The 16,499-nt window shown below is 67.2% G+C and carries 18 protein-coding genes; 5 read left to right on the top strand and 13 right to left on the bottom strand.

Annotation, left to right across the window (positions count from 1 at the left end; genetic code table 11):
- Positions 1–114 precede the first annotated feature (114 nt).
- Complete coding sequence (locus LGM56_RS01360; RefSeq protein WP_226202330.1) at positions 115–1,101, top strand: oxidoreductase; 987 nt, start codon at positions 115–117, stop codon at positions 1,099–1,101.
- Between the two features lie 214 nt (positions 1,102–1,315).
- The gene (locus LGM56_RS01355; RefSeq protein WP_089426868.1) at positions 1,316–1,612 is read left to right on the top strand and encodes a DUF4148 domain-containing protein; all 297 of its coding nucleotides are present in this window, start codon (positions 1,316–1,318) and stop codon (positions 1,610–1,612) included.
- A gap of 202 nt (positions 1,613–1,814) precedes the next feature.
- On the opposite strand, the gene LGM56_RS01350 is transcribed toward LGM56_RS01355, so the two are convergent.
- The 6 genes from LGM56_RS01350 to LGM56_RS01325 all read right to left on the bottom strand — a co-directional run bounded on the left by LGM56_RS01350 (position 1,815) and on the right by LGM56_RS01325 (position 7,544).
- Positions 1,815–3,011 carry a TauD/TfdA family dioxygenase gene (locus tag LGM56_RS01350; protein WP_226202328.1) on the bottom strand — a complete coding sequence of 399 codons (1,197 nt, stop codon included), beginning with the start codon at positions 3,009–3,011 and terminating at the stop codon, positions 1,815–1,817.
- A gap of 22 nt (positions 3,012–3,033) precedes the next feature.
- Complete coding sequence (locus tag LGM56_RS01345) at positions 3,034–3,990, bottom strand: alpha/beta hydrolase (protein ID WP_226202326.1); 957 nt, start codon at positions 3,988–3,990, stop codon at positions 3,034–3,036.
- Between the two features lie 33 nt (positions 3,991–4,023).
- Positions 4,024–4,512, bottom strand: coding sequence for a thioesterase family protein (locus LGM56_RS01340; RefSeq protein WP_226202324.1), 489 nt, complete (start codon positions 4,510–4,512; stop codon positions 4,024–4,026).
- Between the two features lie 12 nt (positions 4,513–4,524).
- The gene (locus LGM56_RS01335; RefSeq protein ID WP_039366226.1) at positions 4,525–5,490 is read right to left on the bottom strand and encodes an L-carnitine dehydrogenase; all 966 of its coding nucleotides are present in this window, start codon (positions 5,488–5,490) and stop codon (positions 4,525–4,527) included.
- 87 nt (positions 5,491–5,577) lie between these two features.
- Positions 5,578–6,507 carry a 3-keto-5-aminohexanoate cleavage protein gene (locus LGM56_RS01330; protein ID WP_039366557.1) on the bottom strand — a complete coding sequence of 310 codons (930 nt, stop codon included), beginning with the start codon at positions 6,505–6,507 and terminating at the stop codon, positions 5,578–5,580.
- 83 nt (positions 6,508–6,590) lie between these two features.
- Positions 6,591–7,544 (bottom strand): choline ABC transporter substrate-binding protein, encoded by a 954-nt coding sequence (locus tag LGM56_RS01325; RefSeq protein WP_089496375.1) that lies wholly within the window; start codon positions 7,542–7,544, stop codon positions 6,591–6,593.
- A gap of 610 nt (positions 7,545–8,154) precedes the next feature.
- Between LGM56_RS01325 and LGM56_RS01320 the strand changes: the two genes are divergently transcribed.
- Positions 8,155–9,738 carry an isocitrate lyase gene (locus LGM56_RS01320; RefSeq protein WP_206148512.1) on the top strand — a complete coding sequence of 528 codons (1,584 nt, stop codon included), beginning with the start codon at positions 8,155–8,157 and terminating at the stop codon, positions 9,736–9,738.
- 55 nt (positions 9,739–9,793) lie between these two features.
- Here LGM56_RS01320 and LGM56_RS01315 read toward each other — a convergent pair whose 3' ends face one another.
- Positions 9,794–10,672, bottom strand: a complete 879-nt coding sequence (locus LGM56_RS01315) for a LysR family transcriptional regulator (RefSeq protein WP_226202322.1) — start codon at positions 10,670–10,672, stop codon at positions 9,794–9,796.
- 121 nt (positions 10,673–10,793) lie between these two features.
- Here LGM56_RS01315 and LGM56_RS01310 point away from each other — a divergent pair, with 121 nt between their 5' ends.
- On the top strand, positions 10,794–11,243 hold the full coding sequence (locus tag LGM56_RS01310; RefSeq protein WP_226202319.1) for a DMT family transporter: 450 nt from the start codon (positions 10,794–10,796) through the stop codon (positions 11,241–11,243).
- A gap of 49 nt (positions 11,244–11,292) precedes the next feature.
- Here the strand turns inward: LGM56_RS01310 and LGM56_RS01305 are convergent, their stop codons facing one another.
- The 6 genes from LGM56_RS01305 to LGM56_RS01280 form a co-directional block, all read right to left on the bottom strand.
- On the bottom strand, positions 11,293–11,733 hold the full coding sequence (locus LGM56_RS01305) for a c-type cytochrome (protein WP_226203222.1): 441 nt from the start codon (positions 11,731–11,733) through the stop codon (positions 11,293–11,295).
- A 101-nt stretch (positions 11,734–11,834) separates the two neighbouring features.
- Positions 11,835–12,335: a c-type cytochrome gene (locus LGM56_RS01300; protein WP_226202318.1), complete on the bottom strand. Its 501-nt coding sequence runs from the start codon at positions 12,333–12,335 to the stop codon at positions 11,835–11,837.
- On the bottom strand, positions 12,332–12,877 hold the full coding sequence (locus tag LGM56_RS01295) for a methylamine dehydrogenase light chain (RefSeq protein ID WP_089485178.1): 546 nt from the start codon (positions 12,875–12,877) through the stop codon (positions 12,332–12,334). The genes LGM56_RS01300 and LGM56_RS01295 overlap by 4 nt, the downstream gene beginning before the upstream one ends.
- Before the next feature lie 39 nt (positions 12,878–12,916).
- Positions 12,917–13,549: a methylamine dehydrogenase accessory protein MauD gene (gene mauD / locus LGM56_RS01290; RefSeq protein WP_175012455.1), complete on the bottom strand. Its 633-nt coding sequence runs from the start codon at positions 13,547–13,549 to the stop codon at positions 12,917–12,919.
- Positions 13,546–14,100: a MauE/DoxX family redox-associated membrane protein gene (locus LGM56_RS01285; RefSeq protein ID WP_226202316.1), complete on the bottom strand. Its 555-nt coding sequence runs from the start codon at positions 14,098–14,100 to the stop codon at positions 13,546–13,548. The genes mauD and LGM56_RS01285 overlap by 4 nt, the downstream gene beginning before the upstream one ends.
- 7 nt (positions 14,101–14,107) lie before the next feature.
- A complete protein-coding gene (locus tag LGM56_RS01280) occupies positions 14,108–15,265 on the bottom strand; it encodes an amine dehydrogenase large subunit (RefSeq protein WP_226202314.1) in 1,158 nt (385 codons plus the stop codon).
- A 244-nt stretch (positions 15,266–15,509) separates the two neighbouring features.
- Between LGM56_RS01280 and LGM56_RS01275 the strand changes: the two genes are divergently transcribed.
- Positions 15,510–16,472, top strand: coding sequence for a helix-turn-helix domain-containing protein (locus LGM56_RS01275; RefSeq protein ID WP_089496366.1), 963 nt, complete (start codon positions 15,510–15,512; stop codon positions 16,470–16,472).
- The last annotated feature ends 27 nt before the right edge of the window (positions 16,473–16,499 follow it).

Here is a 16,499-nt window from a genome sequence, read left to right as displayed (position 1 = left end):
GAAGCGCCGGTCTAGTTCCCTCGCTTGTCTGCCACGCCCGCGCACACTATCGTTACACCACTCAATGTAACGATTACGCACCGCGGCCGCCCGGCCGCGCCGATGGAGGCAGACATGCATGCATGGAGCGCGCGCCACGTCCCGGCGCAAGGCGGCAAGGTCGCGGTCGTGACCGGCGCCAACAGCGGGCTCGGCTGGCAACTGGCGGAAACGCTGGCCGCGAAAGGCGCGACGGTCGTGATGGGCTGCCGCGACGCGGCCCGCGCCGCGCAGGCGGCCGACGCGATCCGCCGGCTCCATCCCGATGCCCGCGTCGAAGTCGACGCGCTCGACCTCGCCGATCTCGCGTCGATCGCGCGCTTCGCGGCCGATGTGGGCGAACGCCATGGGCGCGTCGACATCCTCTGCAACAACGCCGGCGTGATGTTCCTGCCGCTGCGTCATACGCACGACGGCTTCGAGATGCAGTTCGGCACCAACCACCTCGGCCATTTCGCGCTCACCGGCCATCTGCTGCCCGCGCTGCGTGCCGCGCGCCGGGCGCGGGTCGTGACGATGTCGAGCGGCCTCAACCGCGGCGGCCGGATCCGCGTCGACGACCTGCGCGCCGAACACCGCTACAACCGTTATCTCGCCTATTGCGACAGCAAGCTCGCGAATCTCGTGTTCGCGATCGAGCTGCAGCGCCGTTTCGAGCGCGCGGCGTTCGCCGGGATCAGCGTGGCCGCGCACCCGGGCTACGCGGCGACCAACCTGCAGTTCGCGGGCCCGGCGATGGACCGCTCGCCCGCCCGTGCCGCACTGATGCGCGCCGCGAACCGTTATCTCGCGCAGCCGGCCGACCAGGGCGCGCTACCCGCGATTCATGCGGCAACCTCGCCGGATCTCGCCGGAGGCGCTTACATCGGGCCGTCCGGCTGGTTCGAGTCGCGCGGATTGCCGGCGCCCGCGAGTGTGCCGCGCGCGGCGCGCGACGTGGCTTCCGCTGCACTGCTGTGGGAAGCCTCGGAAGCCGCAACGGGCGTGCGGTTCCTCAGTTCGGGCGCACCGGCCGGACGCTCGCCGGGCCGGTCGTTCGACACAGCGGCCGAGGTGCGCTGAACCGCGCTTCGCCCTCCGCAATATTCGCGATACTTGTTGCACCGACCGAAAAGAAAGCCGGTTGAAAGCCTGATTCGACGCGCGACTGTTACCACCCAGGAAACAATTTATCGTCAAAATCAGCGTTTACCCTCAACCCTCCGATGACTAAGATTTGATCAATCGCTTAAGACATGGTGTCGAGAGCGAACTCAATAAAACACCGGAGGTCATCATGAAATCGCTCGTTTCCGCAGTCGTTGCCGCTGCCGCCCTGTCCGCTTCGTTTGGCGCATTCGCTCAAAGCACCGTGACCCGCGCTCAAGTGCGCAACGAACTGGTCCAGCTCGAACAAGCCGGCTACAAGCCGGGCGTGGCGAGCCCGTACTACCCGAACGACATCCAGAGCGCCGAAGCGCGTGTTCATGGTGCCGACACCAGCGGCTACGGCGCACAACCGGCTCCGGCCGTCCACTCGGGCGCCCCGGCCGCATCGTCGAACGCTCGCGACTCGATCTTCTTCGGCCAGTAAGCCGATGCGCCCTCGGCGGGCGCCGCGCATCGCGCGATGAAGCACGAAAGTCAGGACGAGCCCCCTTGCGGGGCTCGTCCTTTTTGATGAAACGCATACCTCCGCCGCCCGGCAACGGGAGGCTTCGCCCGGGCGCCTGGCGTCCGGGTGTTTTTTCATTTCCGAGGGATGCGTACGAGCAGGACGAAACCGCGCGCGCCTGTCAGCGCGACGCGGCCGCGCCAGGCGCCGAGCGCGACAGCACACGCCACCGCGACAGCAGTTCGTCGCGATCGATGTAGCAGCCCTGCAGGTGCCGGCGTCCGGTAGACGGATCGAACTCGGTGCGCGCATGCAGCACGCGGCGGTTGTCGAACGCCCACATGTCGCCCGCCCGCAGCCGGCGCTGCACGCGAAAGCGCGGCTCGCGCGCCAGCGCGAGAAACCGCCGGTACGCACGATAGACGGCCGCCACCGAGCCGGCCGGCGCATCGAGCGGCCCGCGCAGGAAGTTCGCGACACGCACCTCGGTGACGTTGCCACGCGCGTCGAGCCCGATCACCGGCGCCGAGCAGCGGTAGTCGCTGTTCGCACTCTTGTTCCAGAACTCGAACGGCGTCGACGCGAGCTGTTCGAAATCGGCCGGATGCTCGCGCCGCAGCGCATCGGCCAGCGCGAAGCCGTCGAGGAACACGCTGTCGCCGCCGGTCGCGTCGTTCGCGAGGCAATGCAGGAACTGCACGCCCGGCTGCAGCTCGCGGGTCGGCAAGTCGGTATGCGGCGGCAGGTTCAGCGACGTATACGCATTGCTGTCCGGGCGCGGCTTCGATTCGACGTCGAACAGCACGCCGAAATTGCTTTCGCGGATCAGGCCGATGCGGCGCGCGATCTCGTCGACACGGTCACGCTCGGCCGGCACGCCTTCGACGAGCGTCAGCCCCGTGCGTTGCAACGCGGCGAGCCACGCGAGCAATGCGCCGTCGTCCTCCATCACGTCGCGCCACGCGAACACGCCGATGGCCGTCGCATCGTCACCGGCCCATACGTGCCGCCCGTGCGCGGCCTGGCGCTCCGCGCGCGACACGTCGTCGTAGGCATGCGCGCGCAACCAGCCCGGCGACCACGCGCTGCGATGTCCGTCATTCCACTCGACATGCAGCGCGCCGTCGGTTTCGACGTGCACCGTCAACGCGGAGAGATCCTCGCGCGCATCGGCGATCTCGAACACCTGTTCACGCGTGACGGCATGCACGCACGCGGAACACGCGCAGTTGTCGCGCAGCCAGTCGAAATGAAACGGCGATCGTCGCGTGTCGCTCCATTCGACGTCCACCGCGCCGTCGCCAATCGTCGCCGCCGCAATGGCCACGTCGGCCGAAAACGTCCGCCAGTCCTCGATACGGTGTTGCGCTGCCTGCATCGTTGCCTCCCGGAAACGCCCGCTACGCGTGTGGTGCGAGCAGAAACCCGCCGACCGTCCGGTGCAGCCGCGCCGCCTGCGGGCTCGTTCCGAGCGCGCGCCAGCAGCCGTGCACCAGCCCTTCTCCCATCCAGTAGTGCGCGACCCCGCCGGCCGCGCGAATTCGTTCGACGTACACGCGCGCGTCGTCGCGCAGCGGATCGTGTTCCGCGCCGATCGCGAGCACGGGCGGCAGGCCGTCGAAACGCGAAGCCGCGAGCGGTACCGACGCGCGCAGCAGCGGGTCGCCGTCTCCCAGCGCATCGAGCAAGCCGCCTTCCCAGTACAGCGCGCGATAGCGATGGACGTCGTCGAGCGTCAGCATCGGCGCATGCGCTTCCGTTTCGCGCGCGGGCGCTTGCGGTTCGAACCCGAGCATCGGATAGACGAGCGCGATGCCGTCGACACCGCCTTCGCCCGCATCGCGCAGCGCGGTGGCCACGGCTGCCGCGAGCATGCCGCCCGCGCTGTCGCCCGCGAGCGTCAGCGGATGCGCGCACGGCCCGAACGGCCAGCGCGCATCGCGTGCAGCGCGCGTGACCGCCAGGCAATCTTCAAGCGCGGCCGGTGCGCGATGCTCGGGCGCGAGCCGGTAATCGACCGCGATCACGTCGAGCCCCGTATCGGCCGCCAGTTGCGCGGTGATCAGCGCATGACTGTCGAGCGAGCCGACGACGAAACCGCCGCCATGAAAGAACAGCACCGTGCCGCGTGGCGTGCGGTGCGCGGACGTGTAACGCCGCAGCGCGATCGCACGGCCGTCGGCGGCGTGCCAGACGGCGTCCTGCTGCACGATGCCGGCCGGCAGCGCGGCCGGCGTCCATTCGGCCGCGAAGCGGTCGTACAGGCGGCGCTGTTCGGCGGGCGAGCGCGCCGCCGCGTCGGCCGGATACCACGCGTCCACGGCGGTAACGAACGCTGCGATTTCCGGTTCGAGCATCGTGTGCGCTCCGAGGTCGAAGGTTCGAGCCGGCTAGCGGCGCGGCGGCAGCCCGATCACGCGGCCCGCATACGCGGGCGCCGCGCCATCGCGCTGCAACGCATGCAGCTCGGCCACGCGAGCGGCCACGTCGTCGTCGAACGGCGCCGATTTCGCGCCGTCGCGCGTATCGACGTGCAGCAGCATCTGCTCGCTCGCCGACACCGCATCGGCGTGCCCGTCAGCAAACAGCTCGAGATACAGGTGCAGCCGCTTCGCGTCGTGCGCGAGCACGCGCGCGTCGACGCGCACCGGCGTGCCCTCCTTGATCTCGTGCAGGTAGTTCACGTGCGCTTCGAGCGTGTAGACCGAGCGCCCCCGCTCGCGACGCGCGGCGTCATCGAGGCCGATGCGATCCAGCAGCGCATCGGTCGCGAAGCTGAAGATCAGCAGGTAGAACGCATCGCGCAGGTGGCCGTTGTAGTCGACCCATTCGGGCCGCACCACGTCGCGGTAAATCGTCAGCGGGGTATCGCCGGTCATCGTCTGTCGTCCTCAGTCTTCGAATCGCATCCCGTGCCGCGCCTTTACCGCGGCGATCGACTTCAGCACCTCGGTGATGCACTCGTCGCGATAGCGCTCGAGCTCCTTGATGCTGCGCGTGCCCTGCTGTTCGGTAGTGCCTTCGACGACGCTGTCGATCAGCGCGTCGGTCAGTGTGGGCGCGACCAGCTTCGTCCACGGCAACTCGAGCGCGGGGCCGAACTGCTGCATGAAGTGTCGCATGCCCGCATCGCCGCCCGCGAGCGTGTAGGTCAGGAACGTGCCCATGAACGACCAGCGGATGCCCGCGCCGAAGCGAATCGCGTCGTCGATCTCGCCGGTCGTCGCGACGCCTTCGTTGACGAGGTGCAGCGCCTCGCGCCACAACGCTTCGAGCAGGCGGTCGGCGATGAAGCCCGGCACTTCCTTGCGCACGTGCAGCGGCCGCATGCCGAGCTTGCGATAGACCTCCATCGCGCCTTCGACCGCTTCCGGCGACGTGCGCGCGCCGCCGAGCACCTCGACGAGCGGCAGCAGGTAGACGGGATTGAACGGATGGCCGACCACGCAGCGCTCCGGATGCGTCGCCCGCGCGTAGAAATCCGTCGGCAGCAGCCCCGACGTCGACGACGCGATGATCGCGTCGGGCTTCGCCGCGCGGCTGATCTGCTCGTGCAGCTCGAGCTTCAGCGCCTCGCGCTCGGGCGCGCTTTCCTGGATGAAATCCGCGTCGGCGACGCAGGCCTCGATCGTCGAGACGAAACGCAGCCGCGCAGGATCGGCGCCCGGCGCAAGGCCAACGCGTTCGAGCGCGGGCCACGCATTCGCGACGTTCGCGCGCAGCCGCTCCTCCGCGCCCGGCGCCGGGTCCCACACGACCACGTCGAGACCATGCGCGAGCGCGCGGGAAATCCATCCGCTGCCGATCACGCCGGTGCCGATGGCGGCGAACGTCTTGATGTCGGTCTTCACAGCCATGTCAACGCATCCTTCAAATCAGGGGAAATCGGTGGGCGGCGGCGCCTGTGCGTGCCGCCGCGTCATGTCAATCAGTCTCGTAAAAGCTCACGCGAACTCGGCGATCGCACGGCGTTCGAGCGGACGCTCGCCGCGTGCGGGCAGGCCGAGCTTGCGGCGGCCTTCGGCCGGCGTCAGCACGCGGGCACCGAGCCGTTCGATGATCTCTCGCGCGCGCTCGACGAGCGTGCCGTTGGTCGCATGCACGCCGCGATCGAGCCAGATGTTGTCTTCGAGGCCGACCCGCACGTGGCCGCCGAGCAGCATCGCCTGCGCGACCATCGGCATCTGCATGCGGCCGATGCCGAAGCCGGCCCAGTGCGCGCCCGGCGGCAGGTTGTCGACCATCGCCTTCATCGTGCCGGTATCGGCCGGCGCGCCCCACGGAATGCCGAGGCACAGCTGGAACAGCGGCGGATCGTCGAGCAGCCCTTCCTTCAGCAACTGCTTCGCGAACCACAGGTGGCCCGTGTCGAAAATTTCCAGCTCCGGCTTCACGCCGAGTTCCTGGATGCGCTTCGCGCCGGCGCGCAGCTGCGCGGGCGTCGATACGTAGATGTAATCGCCGTCACCGAAATTCAGCGTGCCGCAGTCGAGCGTGCAGATCTCGGGCAGCAGATCCTCGACGTGCGCGAGCCGCGTGAGGCCGCCGACCAGGTCGGTGCCCTTGCCGAAACGCATCGGGTCCTCGCCGGGGCCGATCTCGAGATCGCCGCCCATGCCGGCGGTCAGGTTGATGATCACGTCGACGTCGGCCGAGCGGATGCGGTCTACCACTTCGCGGTACAGGTTCGGGTCGCGGCTGCCGCGCCCCGTCTGCGGATCGCGCACGTGGCAGTGCGCCACCGTCGCACCGGCCTTCGCGGCCTCGATCGCGGCGGCCGCGATCTCCTTCGGCGTGACCGGAATCGCCGGATGCTTGCCGACCGTATCGCCCGCGCCGGTGACGGCGCAGGTGATGATGACTTCGTGGTTCATGCTGGTTGCCTCGCTTGAATCGGGTTGTGTCGCAATGCGGCTGTTTCGTCAGGGCGCGCCGCGTACGGCGCGCGGGCCATCCATCACAGGCCGAGATACGCCTTCACGGCCGGCAGGCCATCCTTGCCGTCGAACGTCTTGACGCCCGCGAGCCACGGATCGAGCACCTGCGGGTTCTTCTTCAGGTACGCCTTCGCGGCGTCGGCCGGCTTCGTCTTGTTCATCACCGACTGCATCAGCTGGTTCTCGAGCTGCGTCGAGAAGCGCAGGTTCGTGACGAGCTTGCCGGCGTTCGGGCAGCGTGAAATGAAGTCGGGGGCCGTGAGCGTGTACACGCGCGCCTCGCCGTAGTTCGGCCCGAACGACGCATCGCCGCCGGACAGATAGTTCATGCTGATCTGGATGTTCATCGGATGCGGTTCCCAGCCGAGGAAGACGACCCACTTCTTCTCGCGGATCGCGCGCTCGACGGTCACCAGCATTCCGGCCTCGCTCGATTCGACGAGCTTGAAGCCGCCGAGCCCGTACTGGTTCGTGTCGATCATCTTCTGGATCGTCGCGTTCGCGCTGCTGCCCGGCTCGATCCCGTAGATCTTGCCGTCGAGTTCCGCGCGGTGCTTCGCGATGTCCTCGAAGGTCTTCAGGCCCGCCTGGTATTCGTAGCTCGGCACCGCGAGCGTCGCCTTCGCGCCCGACAGGTTCGGCGGCTCGACGACGTTGATCGACTTGCTGTCGAGGAACGGCTGAAGCTGCTTCTGCTGCACGGGCCACCAGTAGCCGAGCGATATGTCGAGCTGCTTGCTCTTCAGGCCGGCGAACGAGATCGGCACCGACGCGATCGTCGTGGTCGGCTTGTAGCCGAGCGCCTCGAACACGGTCGACGCGAGCGCCGTGGTCGACGTGATGTCGGTCCAGCCGATATCCGCGAAACGCACGGTGCGGCAGGCCGCGGCATCCGTTTCGGCCTGCGCCGCGTGCGTGAACGCGCCGGTCGCCAGCACGGCCGCGACAAGCGCGGCGATCTTCGTCGACTTCATGGTTCGTTACCTCCCGGTTTGACTCGCGGCAGCCGGTGCGCGGGGTGTGCCCGGCCTGCATCGTGGGAGTAAAAGTAACGAGCCATATTGGCCGCGAGAAGACCGGCGGCGACCTGTTCTTGACTATTTGCGACTATGAGTGGAAACCACTAGGTTTCTTGAGAGGCTTGATGGGCGGGGTTTTTACGCGTATTCCCGATGGATTCGGCTTGTCCGCATGCGGCGCGATGTTTTCGATTCGGCCCAGACGAAGCGGCATGCCGGCGCGGCTTCGGTTCAGCGCCGCTCGCACCGACCCGACGATCGGGTGTCACGGGCGCATGTGAAGCTTGCCCGGCCTCCAGCAGCCGAAAGAGCGTTTCGTATTGCGGAATCCACGCCGAATTCCCGCGCCAACACCTTTTCGTCGCTTGAAAACTTGTTTTGCATTGCAAAAATCGCTGCGTAACTCATTGAAAATCAAGCAAAAATAATGTCTTATGTCTTATATAAGACATCACCAAAAGCGCGATGGGCGGCGTTACTATTTATCCCATGCAGTCCGCTTCGACAGACGTAGCGGGCACGCTCAACCCGTTACTCAAACGCGCTTTGCTCCCAGGAGATTGACATGGCCCAGTATCAAGACGACATCAAGGCAGTTGCCGGTTTGAAGGAAAACCACGGCAGCGCGTGGAATGCGATCAGCCCCGAGTACGCCGCCCGCATGCGTGCCCAGAACAAGTTCAAGACGGGCCTGGACATCGCCAAGTACACCGCGAAGATCATGCGCGCCGACATGGCCGCGTACGACGCCGACCCGGCCAAGTACACGCAGTCGCTGGGTTGCTGGCACGGCTTCATCGGCCAGCAGAAGATGATCTCCATCAAGAAGCACTTCAACAGCACCGAACGCCGCTACCTGTACCTGTCCGGCTGGATGGTCGCTGCGCTGCGCTCCGAGTTCGGCCCGCTGCCGGACCAGTCGATGCACGAAAAGACCTCGGTCAGCGCGCTGATCCGCGAGCTGTACACGTTCCTGCGCCAGGCCGACGCCCGTGAGCTCGGCGGCCTGTTCCGCGAACTCGACGCCGCCAAGGACGCCACGGCGAAGGCCGCGATCCAGGAGAAGATCGACAACCACGTCACGCACGTCGTGCCGATCATCGCCGACATCGACGCCGGTTTCGGCAACGCGGAAGCCACGTACCTGCTGGCCAAGCAGTTCATCGAAGCAGGCGCATGCTGCATCCAGATCGAAAACCAGGTGTCCGACGAGAAGCAGTGCGGCCACCAGGACGGCAAGGTCACCGTGCCGCATGAAGACTTCCTCGCGAAGATCCGCGCGATCCGCTACGCGTTCCTGGAACTGGGCGTGGACGACGGCATCATCGTCGCCCGTACCGACTCGCTGGGCGCCGGCCTGACCAAGCAAATCGCCGTGACCAACACGCCGGGCGACCTGGGCGACCAGTACAACGCTTTCCTCGACTGCGAAGAACTGTCGGCCGACCAGCTGGGCAACGGTGACGTCGTCATCAAGCGCGACGGCAAGCTGCTGCGTCCGAAGCGCCTGCCGAGCAACCTGTTCCAGTTCCGCGCCGGCACCGGCGAAGCGCGCTGCGTGCTCGACTGCATCACGTCGCTGCAAAACGGCGCCGACCTGCTGTGGATCGAAACCGAAAAACCGCACATCGCCCAGATCGGCGGCATGGTCAGCGAGATCCGCAAGGTCATCCCGAACGCGAAGCTGGTGTACAACAACAGCCCGTCGTTCAACTGGACGCTGAACTTCCGTCAGCAGGCGTACGACGCGCTGAAGGCCGAGGGCAAGGACGTGTCGGCCTACGACCGTGCACAGCTGATGAGCGTGGAATACGACGAGACGGAACTGGCCAAGCTGGCCGACGAGAAGATCCGTACGTTCCAGGCCGACGCATCGCGTGAAGCCGGCATCTTCCATCACCTGATCACGCTGCCGACGTACCACACCGCCGCGCTGTCGACCGACAACCTGGCCAAGGAATACTTCGGCGACCAGGGCATGCTCGGCTACGTGGCCGGCGTGCAGCGCAAGGAAATCCGCCAGGGTATCGCCTGCGTGAAGCACCAGAACATGTCCGGCTCGGACATCGGTGACGATCACAAGGAATACTTCAGCGGCGAAGCAGCGCTGAAGGCGGCCGGCAAGGACAACACGATGAACCAGTTCTGATACCGGTCATCGCCACGCGAAACGCCAACCCGTTACGTTACGGGTTGGCGTTTTTTTATTCGCCGATCACCCGCACGAGCGCGTCCGCCAGCACCGTCGGCGCGACCGGCAACACCAGCGCGCACACCGACCTGGCGTCTTCATCCGAAATCGGCACGAAGACGACCCCGTCGATCCCGAGACTCGCCATCCGTTCCGGCACGATCGCGACGCCGTGCCCGGCCGCGACGAGATTCAGCATCGACGTCTTCGGCGACACGATCCGGGCGGTCGCCGGCACGAAGCCGCGCTTCAGGCAAAGATCGATCACGACGCGCGCGAGCCCGCCCCGCTCCCGATACACGGCCGATACGAACGGCTCGTGCCGCAGCCGCGAGATCGCCATACGCTTGCGGCCCGCCAGCGGATGATCGGCCGGCACCGCCACGCACAGACGCTCGGCCGCGAGCTCGACGAAGCGCACGCGCGGATCGCGGCGCAGCACCGGCAGACGAACGATCCCGATATCGGCGTTGCCGTTCGCGATCTCCAGCACCTGATCCTCGGACGACGCGCGGTCGAGATCGATCCGCGCGCCCGGACACGCGCGCATGAAGCGCTCGAGCACCGGCATCAGGCTGCCGACGGGAACGGTGCTCGAATGCAGGAGCCGCAAGACGCCCGCTTCGCCGCGCGACAACTGCGCGCCCTCGTCGGCCGCGGCGGCCAGGGTCGCCGGAATCGACGCCACGCGATCGCGATAGAGCGCGCCGGCCGGCGTGAGCCGTACCCCTCTCGGCTCCCGGTCGAATAGCGGAAACCCCAGCTCGTCTTCCAGTTGACCGATCTGCCGGCTGAGCGCCGACTGCGCGACGTGGAGCGCGCTCGCGGCCGGCGTGAAGCCGCCGAGATCGGCCACGGTCAGGAAATACTGGATTTGCCTCAGGGATGGCATGCCGAAAAGAGATGGATAAGCGCCCGATTTGATATTTGCGTTATACCGTCGCGCTTTCCAGAATGGAAGCCTGTCGTGCCGGAGCCACCGTCACGGCCACTTCGCCGGAGCCTGCCTCGTCGTGACTACTCTCCTGTCCTATCTGCTGGTCGTCGCCGCCGGCGTCAGCGTGGCGTTGCAACAGGTGCTCAACGCCAACCTCCGTGCGCAGCTCGGCTCGCCGTGGTGGGCCGGGTCGGTCAGTTATCTCGTCGGCCTCGCCGCGATGCTCGTCGTGGCGCTGCTGACCCCGCATCCGCGCTTGAGCGGCACCGGCACCATTACCGGCGCCGCGTCATGGTTCAGCTGGACCGGCGGCATTTTCGGCGCGGTGTTCGTCGGCATCGCGATCCTGATGGTGCCGCGACTGGGCGCCGCGACGACGCTCGCGCTGATCGTCGTCGGGCAGATGACCGGCGCGCTCGTGTTCGACCACTTCGGCGTGCTCGGCATCCAGCAGCATGCGGCCAGCCCGATCCGCCTGGCCGGCGCGGCGTGCCTCATTCTCGGGGTGGTGCTGGTTCGGGCGTGACGACGTCGCGGATTGCTGCCGGATGCGCGTGATTTCCCGAATGAGTCAGTCAGTAGCGATCGTTGACGCCGTCGATCCCGCGCGCCTGCAACGCGCGCACGAGGCCGGCGCGCACGGTCGCGACGTCGGACAACGCGGGACGGCGGTGCGCGGCGACTTCGGCGGCCGTATAAGGCTTGAAGTCGCGCGGCAGTGCGTCGCGGTTCATGGTGGTGAGTACCCAGTTGAGCACGTCGGCGAGATCCTGGTCCGACAGCGCCGAATTCGACGCGCCGGGCACGCGCATCACGTACTCGCGCCCGGCCGGCAGATGCGTGAAATAGCCGAGCGAGTTGGCGAGCGGCGGCACCTTGCCGGGGATGCCGCCGCCCGTCGCCGTGTGGCAGCCCATGCAGTTGAGCACCCAGTGCTGGCGCGCGAGCGCCGCGTCGGCCGCGCCTTCGGCATGCACCGGTGCCGCGGTCAAACCCGCGACTGCTCCGGCCAGCATCAGCAACGACGACAGCCGACGCGACACGCTGCCGAGCCGCGACGACTCCGCGCAGCGCGTGCGCGCCGCGTCATCGCCAACACGGGGCACGCACGCGAGCGTCACAGGCCGAGCCCCTTGATGACCACTTCGCGTTGCGCATGAACGGCCGTGCCGTCCATCGCCTTCGCGCGCGCCGCACGGATATCCGCCGCCATGAACGGCTTCGCATCACCATGCTGCGCGTTGAGATCGAACACGGCGTAGTTGAGCACGTGCGCGATGTCGTCATCGCTCGCGCTCGCAAACGACGGCATCTTGAAGTTGTAGCTCTTGTCGCGCACCCTGATCTCGCCGAACATCCCGTGCAGCAGCGTTGCGACCAGTTGCGCGCGCCCCGGCTCGGCCGTCGCATACTTGCCCGGATAATCGGTCAGCGGCGGCGCGAGGCCGTCCTGCCCCTTGCCGCCCGCCTGGTGGCATACCGCGCACTGCGCGTCGAACAGGCTCTTGCCGGCCGGGTAATGCACGGTTTCCTGCGCGCCGGCGGCGGCCGGCAACGCGAAGGCCGTCACGGCCGTCATGCATGCGACGGCGAACTTCCCTGCTTGCATCCCTTTCATTGTTTTGCCGCTCCCAGCAGAACCGAAACCGAACAGTGATAGTTCGAATTCCCGTTGGCCATGCACCAGTTGATGTCGTTGTTCAGCGACAGCTTGTACAGCGGCTTCTCGCGCTCGTTGCGGTTGCAGAAGCACTTGCCGCACGACGTCTTGCCGCAGCAATCGTTGTACGACACGATGTAGTCCGAACCGTCGTGCGGGTTGCGGCAGGTGCCGATCCACGTGATCGGCGAAGGCGTCGTGCCCGGTGGGCAACTGCTCGACGTGCCGCCGCAGCAGCTGCACAGCCAGCCGTCGATCGCGCAGTATTTCCAGTAGTCGCAGCTCATCGGGTCGTCGCTTGCCGCCGATGCGGCGCCGCCGGACGCGGCCGATGCACCCGATGCCGCATCGGCCGCATACGCGGTGCGATCGACGGGCAGCAGCGGCAGCATCGCCGATCCCACCAGCACCTTGCCGAGCTTCGCCATCGCGCTGCGCCGCGAACTGTGCTGCGCGACGCCGCGCGCCGACCGCTCGAACCATGAATCAAACAGGCCCATGTCGTTGTTCTCCCTTGAGTTTGAAAGAGGGTCGGCCGGTCATGCGTGCTGCGCGTGCGCGTCGTGGTCGTGGCCGTGATCGCCGTGCACGAACTGCTGCAGCGATGCGACGCCGCGCTCCTTCGCCTCGAACAGGCTCTCGAGATGCTCGCGCGTATTGACGAGCCCCTTCGCGCGCACCGTGCCGGTTTCGTCGAGCAGCACCGCGTACGGCAGCTTGCCGATCTGGTACGCGAGGCCGAGCTCCTGCGACAGCACGTACGGGAAGCGCCCGAGGTCGTGCTTGCGCGCGAAGCGCGTGTGTTCGTCGATATCGCCGTCGCTCGCGAGCACGATGTTCACCGGCGTCGCTTCGCTCGCCTGCAGCGACGGCAGCAGCGGCAGCAACTTCTTGCAGACGGGGCACGTCGGCGACAGGAAGAACAGCAGCGTCGCCTTGCCCGACGCATCGAAGCCGCCGACCTTCACCTGCGCGCCGCGAATGTCGGTCAGTTCGAACGTCGGCGCGATCGCGCCGACCGCCGGCCCCTTGTCGATCATCAATGCGCCGGCCGGCATGATGCGTTCGTACAGGATGCCGATCTGGCGCACGAGCGCGAGACAGATCGCGCCGAGCGCGAGGACGGCCACCCACAGCAGGGCGGTGGAAACGGTGAGAGCGGTTTGCATCATGAATTCCTCAGGTGGGAAAGGCGCGGGGCGTTGGCGAGCAGCACGTCGACGGCGAGCAGCGCGCAGACGATCAGCAGCACGGAGAAGAACAGCGTCAGGTAGTCGAACCACACGACCGCGCGTGCACCCGGTTCGACGAGCGCGGTCGCGGCCAGCGCGGCGAGCAGCAGCGCGCGGCCGACGTGCAGCCAGCCGATGCCGCGCGGCGCATCCGCGCGCGCCGCCGCGAAGCCGGAACAGCCGCAGTCGATGTCGGTATGGCCGCGCAGGAGATTGATCGCAATCGCGACGGCGAAGGCCACGAGCAACGCGATCAGGCCGATCGCGCCGGCCGTGCGCGTATCGGGAAACAGCAACGCTGCGGCGCCGATCGCTTCCGCGAGCGGAATCGCGAACGCGACGGGCGCGGTCAGCGCGTCGGGCAGCAGCCGGTAGCCGGCGAGCGCCTGGCTGAACGCGGCGGGCCGCCGCATCTTCGCGAACGCGCCGAGCAGCACGACGACGGCGGCGCCGGCCTGCGCGCTGGTGGCAAGTACGGGATCGAGTGTCATCGCGGCCTCACGGGTTGACGAGCAGCGACGACGTGTTGCCGATCTGCTTCTCGACGTGCTGCAGCTTGCCGGTGCGCGCATCCATCACGACGAGGTCGGACGTCGCCGTCAGCCCGTACAACAGCGGCTTGTCGTCCTCGCTGACCTGGATCGACACGAGCGGATCGATCTTCTGCTGCGCGAGATCCCAGCGGGCGACACGCTGCTTCGACTTCAGGTCGACCACCCACACCTGCGTGCCGGGATCCTTGTGCGAGCCGTCGCCGCCCTTGTGCATCAGCACGTAGTAGCGGTTCTGCCGGGCCTGCACGGCCGTCTGCTGCATGCCGCCCGGGCGCCAGCCTTCGGCGCGCTCGGCATCCGTCACGAGCGGCCACGGCTTGCCGAACGCGGGCTGGTCGCCGCTGAAATCCGCGCTGCGCACGTTGCCGCCATACGTCGTGAACAGATAGTCGCCGTGGTAGCGCGACGCGTTCACGAACGCCGGATCCTTGTCGACGTCGATGAACGCCTCCGACATCGTGCGTTTCGCTTCCTTGCCGTTCGCATCGAGCGTGACGGTCAGCGCCTTGCCGCTTTCGCACAGCGCGGTGAAGCGGTCGTTGCCCGACGGATAGGCGAGCACGCAGGCCGCCGTATCGATCTCCGACAGCACCTGCTTCGACACCGCATCGATCACCGTCAGCGAGGCGGCCGGCGTGATGTTCGCGACGTACAGCCGCTTGCCGTCCGCGCTGAACGCGGTGTTGTACGGCGACGGCACATGCTGCGCATGCTTCGCTGGAATCACGATCTCGCCCGCATGATCGAGCGTCGTGTTGTCGGTCATCTCGACGACGTCGGTGCGCGTGCCGTGCGAGCCGCGCGAGAAGTAGGTCGTCGCGACGAAGCTCGTCTTGTGGTCGGGCGAAATCGCGAAGCCGGGGCCGAAACCGCCGTCGATCTGGCCGAGCAGCTTCTTCGCATCGGCGTCGTACACGTAGATGCGTCCGTCGGTCATCGACGGCATCGAGATGTCGACGATATAGACCTCGTGCGGATGCCATGGCGGCATCTTCTGCACGACCAGTTCCTCCGGCCTTTCCGTCGCGTTCGCGCTGCCGGCCCATGCCGCCGCGCACGCCAGCGTCGCCGCGAACACCGCGGTTCGTCGCCTTGTCCTCATGTCGCCTCCAGTTGGGGAATCACGTGATGTGGGGCGACTGTAGTTCGACAATAAATCCGGTCAGCACCCGGACCGGCACCGCGTGCGTGCCGATTCGGGATATTGGAAAACCGCCTGAAAGCCGCGCCGGCCGGACGCTTCCGACCCTCTGACCCACGCGCGCGAAATAGCGCTCCCCCTTATTGCGCCGACCACGCGGTCGGTTTAATCTTGCGCGGTCCTGATCGATGCACCCGGAGGCGCCGTGTTCGTGATTCACGAGAGGTTCGACGACGCGGACCGGCATGCCGAGGCGCTGCGCGGCTGGAACCAGCGCTACGACCAGATCGGCTCCGGCGCGTATCGCAGCGCGGTCAAGCATGCGGTGCTGGACGGCATGCAGCTGTTCCAGGAAACCGCCAACGTGCGCATCATCCAGCGCGGAAGACTGCCGCACGACCATACGGTGTTCGGCATGCCGCTCACCGGCTCGGGTGCATTCGCATTCGGCGGTGCGCGCATCGAGCGCGGCACGATGGTGATGGCGCGCGGCGGTGCGCCGTTCGAGCTGCATTCGCCCGACGACATGTCGCTGATCGGTGTCGTCGCCGATCGCGCGCTGATGCAGCAGGTCGAGGATGCCGCCGATGTACGCGTCGACGAAGCCACGTTGCGGCGCGGTGTCGTCGACATGCCCACCGCCGTGCTGATGCGCGCGAGCGTGCAGGTCGCCACGCAACTCGAGCGCGTGCTGGCGGCGCCCGATGCCTACCGCGACGCACGCGCACAGCGCGAACTGCGCGGCGAGATCGGCAACGTGCTCGTCGATCTCCTCACGTACCGGATTCCCGAGCCTTCGAACCGTCTCACGCACGCCTGTCGCGCCGACATCGTACGCCGCGTGCACGACTACGTGATCGGCCATCCCGAAGCGCCGGTCGACGTGCTGAGCCTGTGCACGCAATTGCGCGTGAGCCGGCGCACGATGCAGAACAGCTTCCAGTCGGTCGTGCAGACCAGCCCGTTGAACTACGTGCGCTCGCTGCGCCTGTCGCAAGTGCGGCGGATGCTGCTCGATACACGGCAGGCCGACCTGCCGATCAGCGACGCGGCGGCGCGCTGGGGCTTCATGCATCTCGGGCATTTCGCGAACGCGTACAAGGCGCAGTTCGGCGAGTTGCCGTCGACCACCGCGCGCCGGGCCGTGCGCGACGCAAAAACGCGCTGAGCCCGCGCAAAACCCGCGATAATCTCC

Source organism: Burkholderia sp. AU38729 (assembly GCF_020419725.1).
GTDB lineage: Bacteria > Pseudomonadota > Gammaproteobacteria > Burkholderiales > Burkholderiaceae > Burkholderia.
Note: the sequence above shows the minus strand (reverse complement) of the source record. Positions and strands in the feature narration are given on the sequence as shown.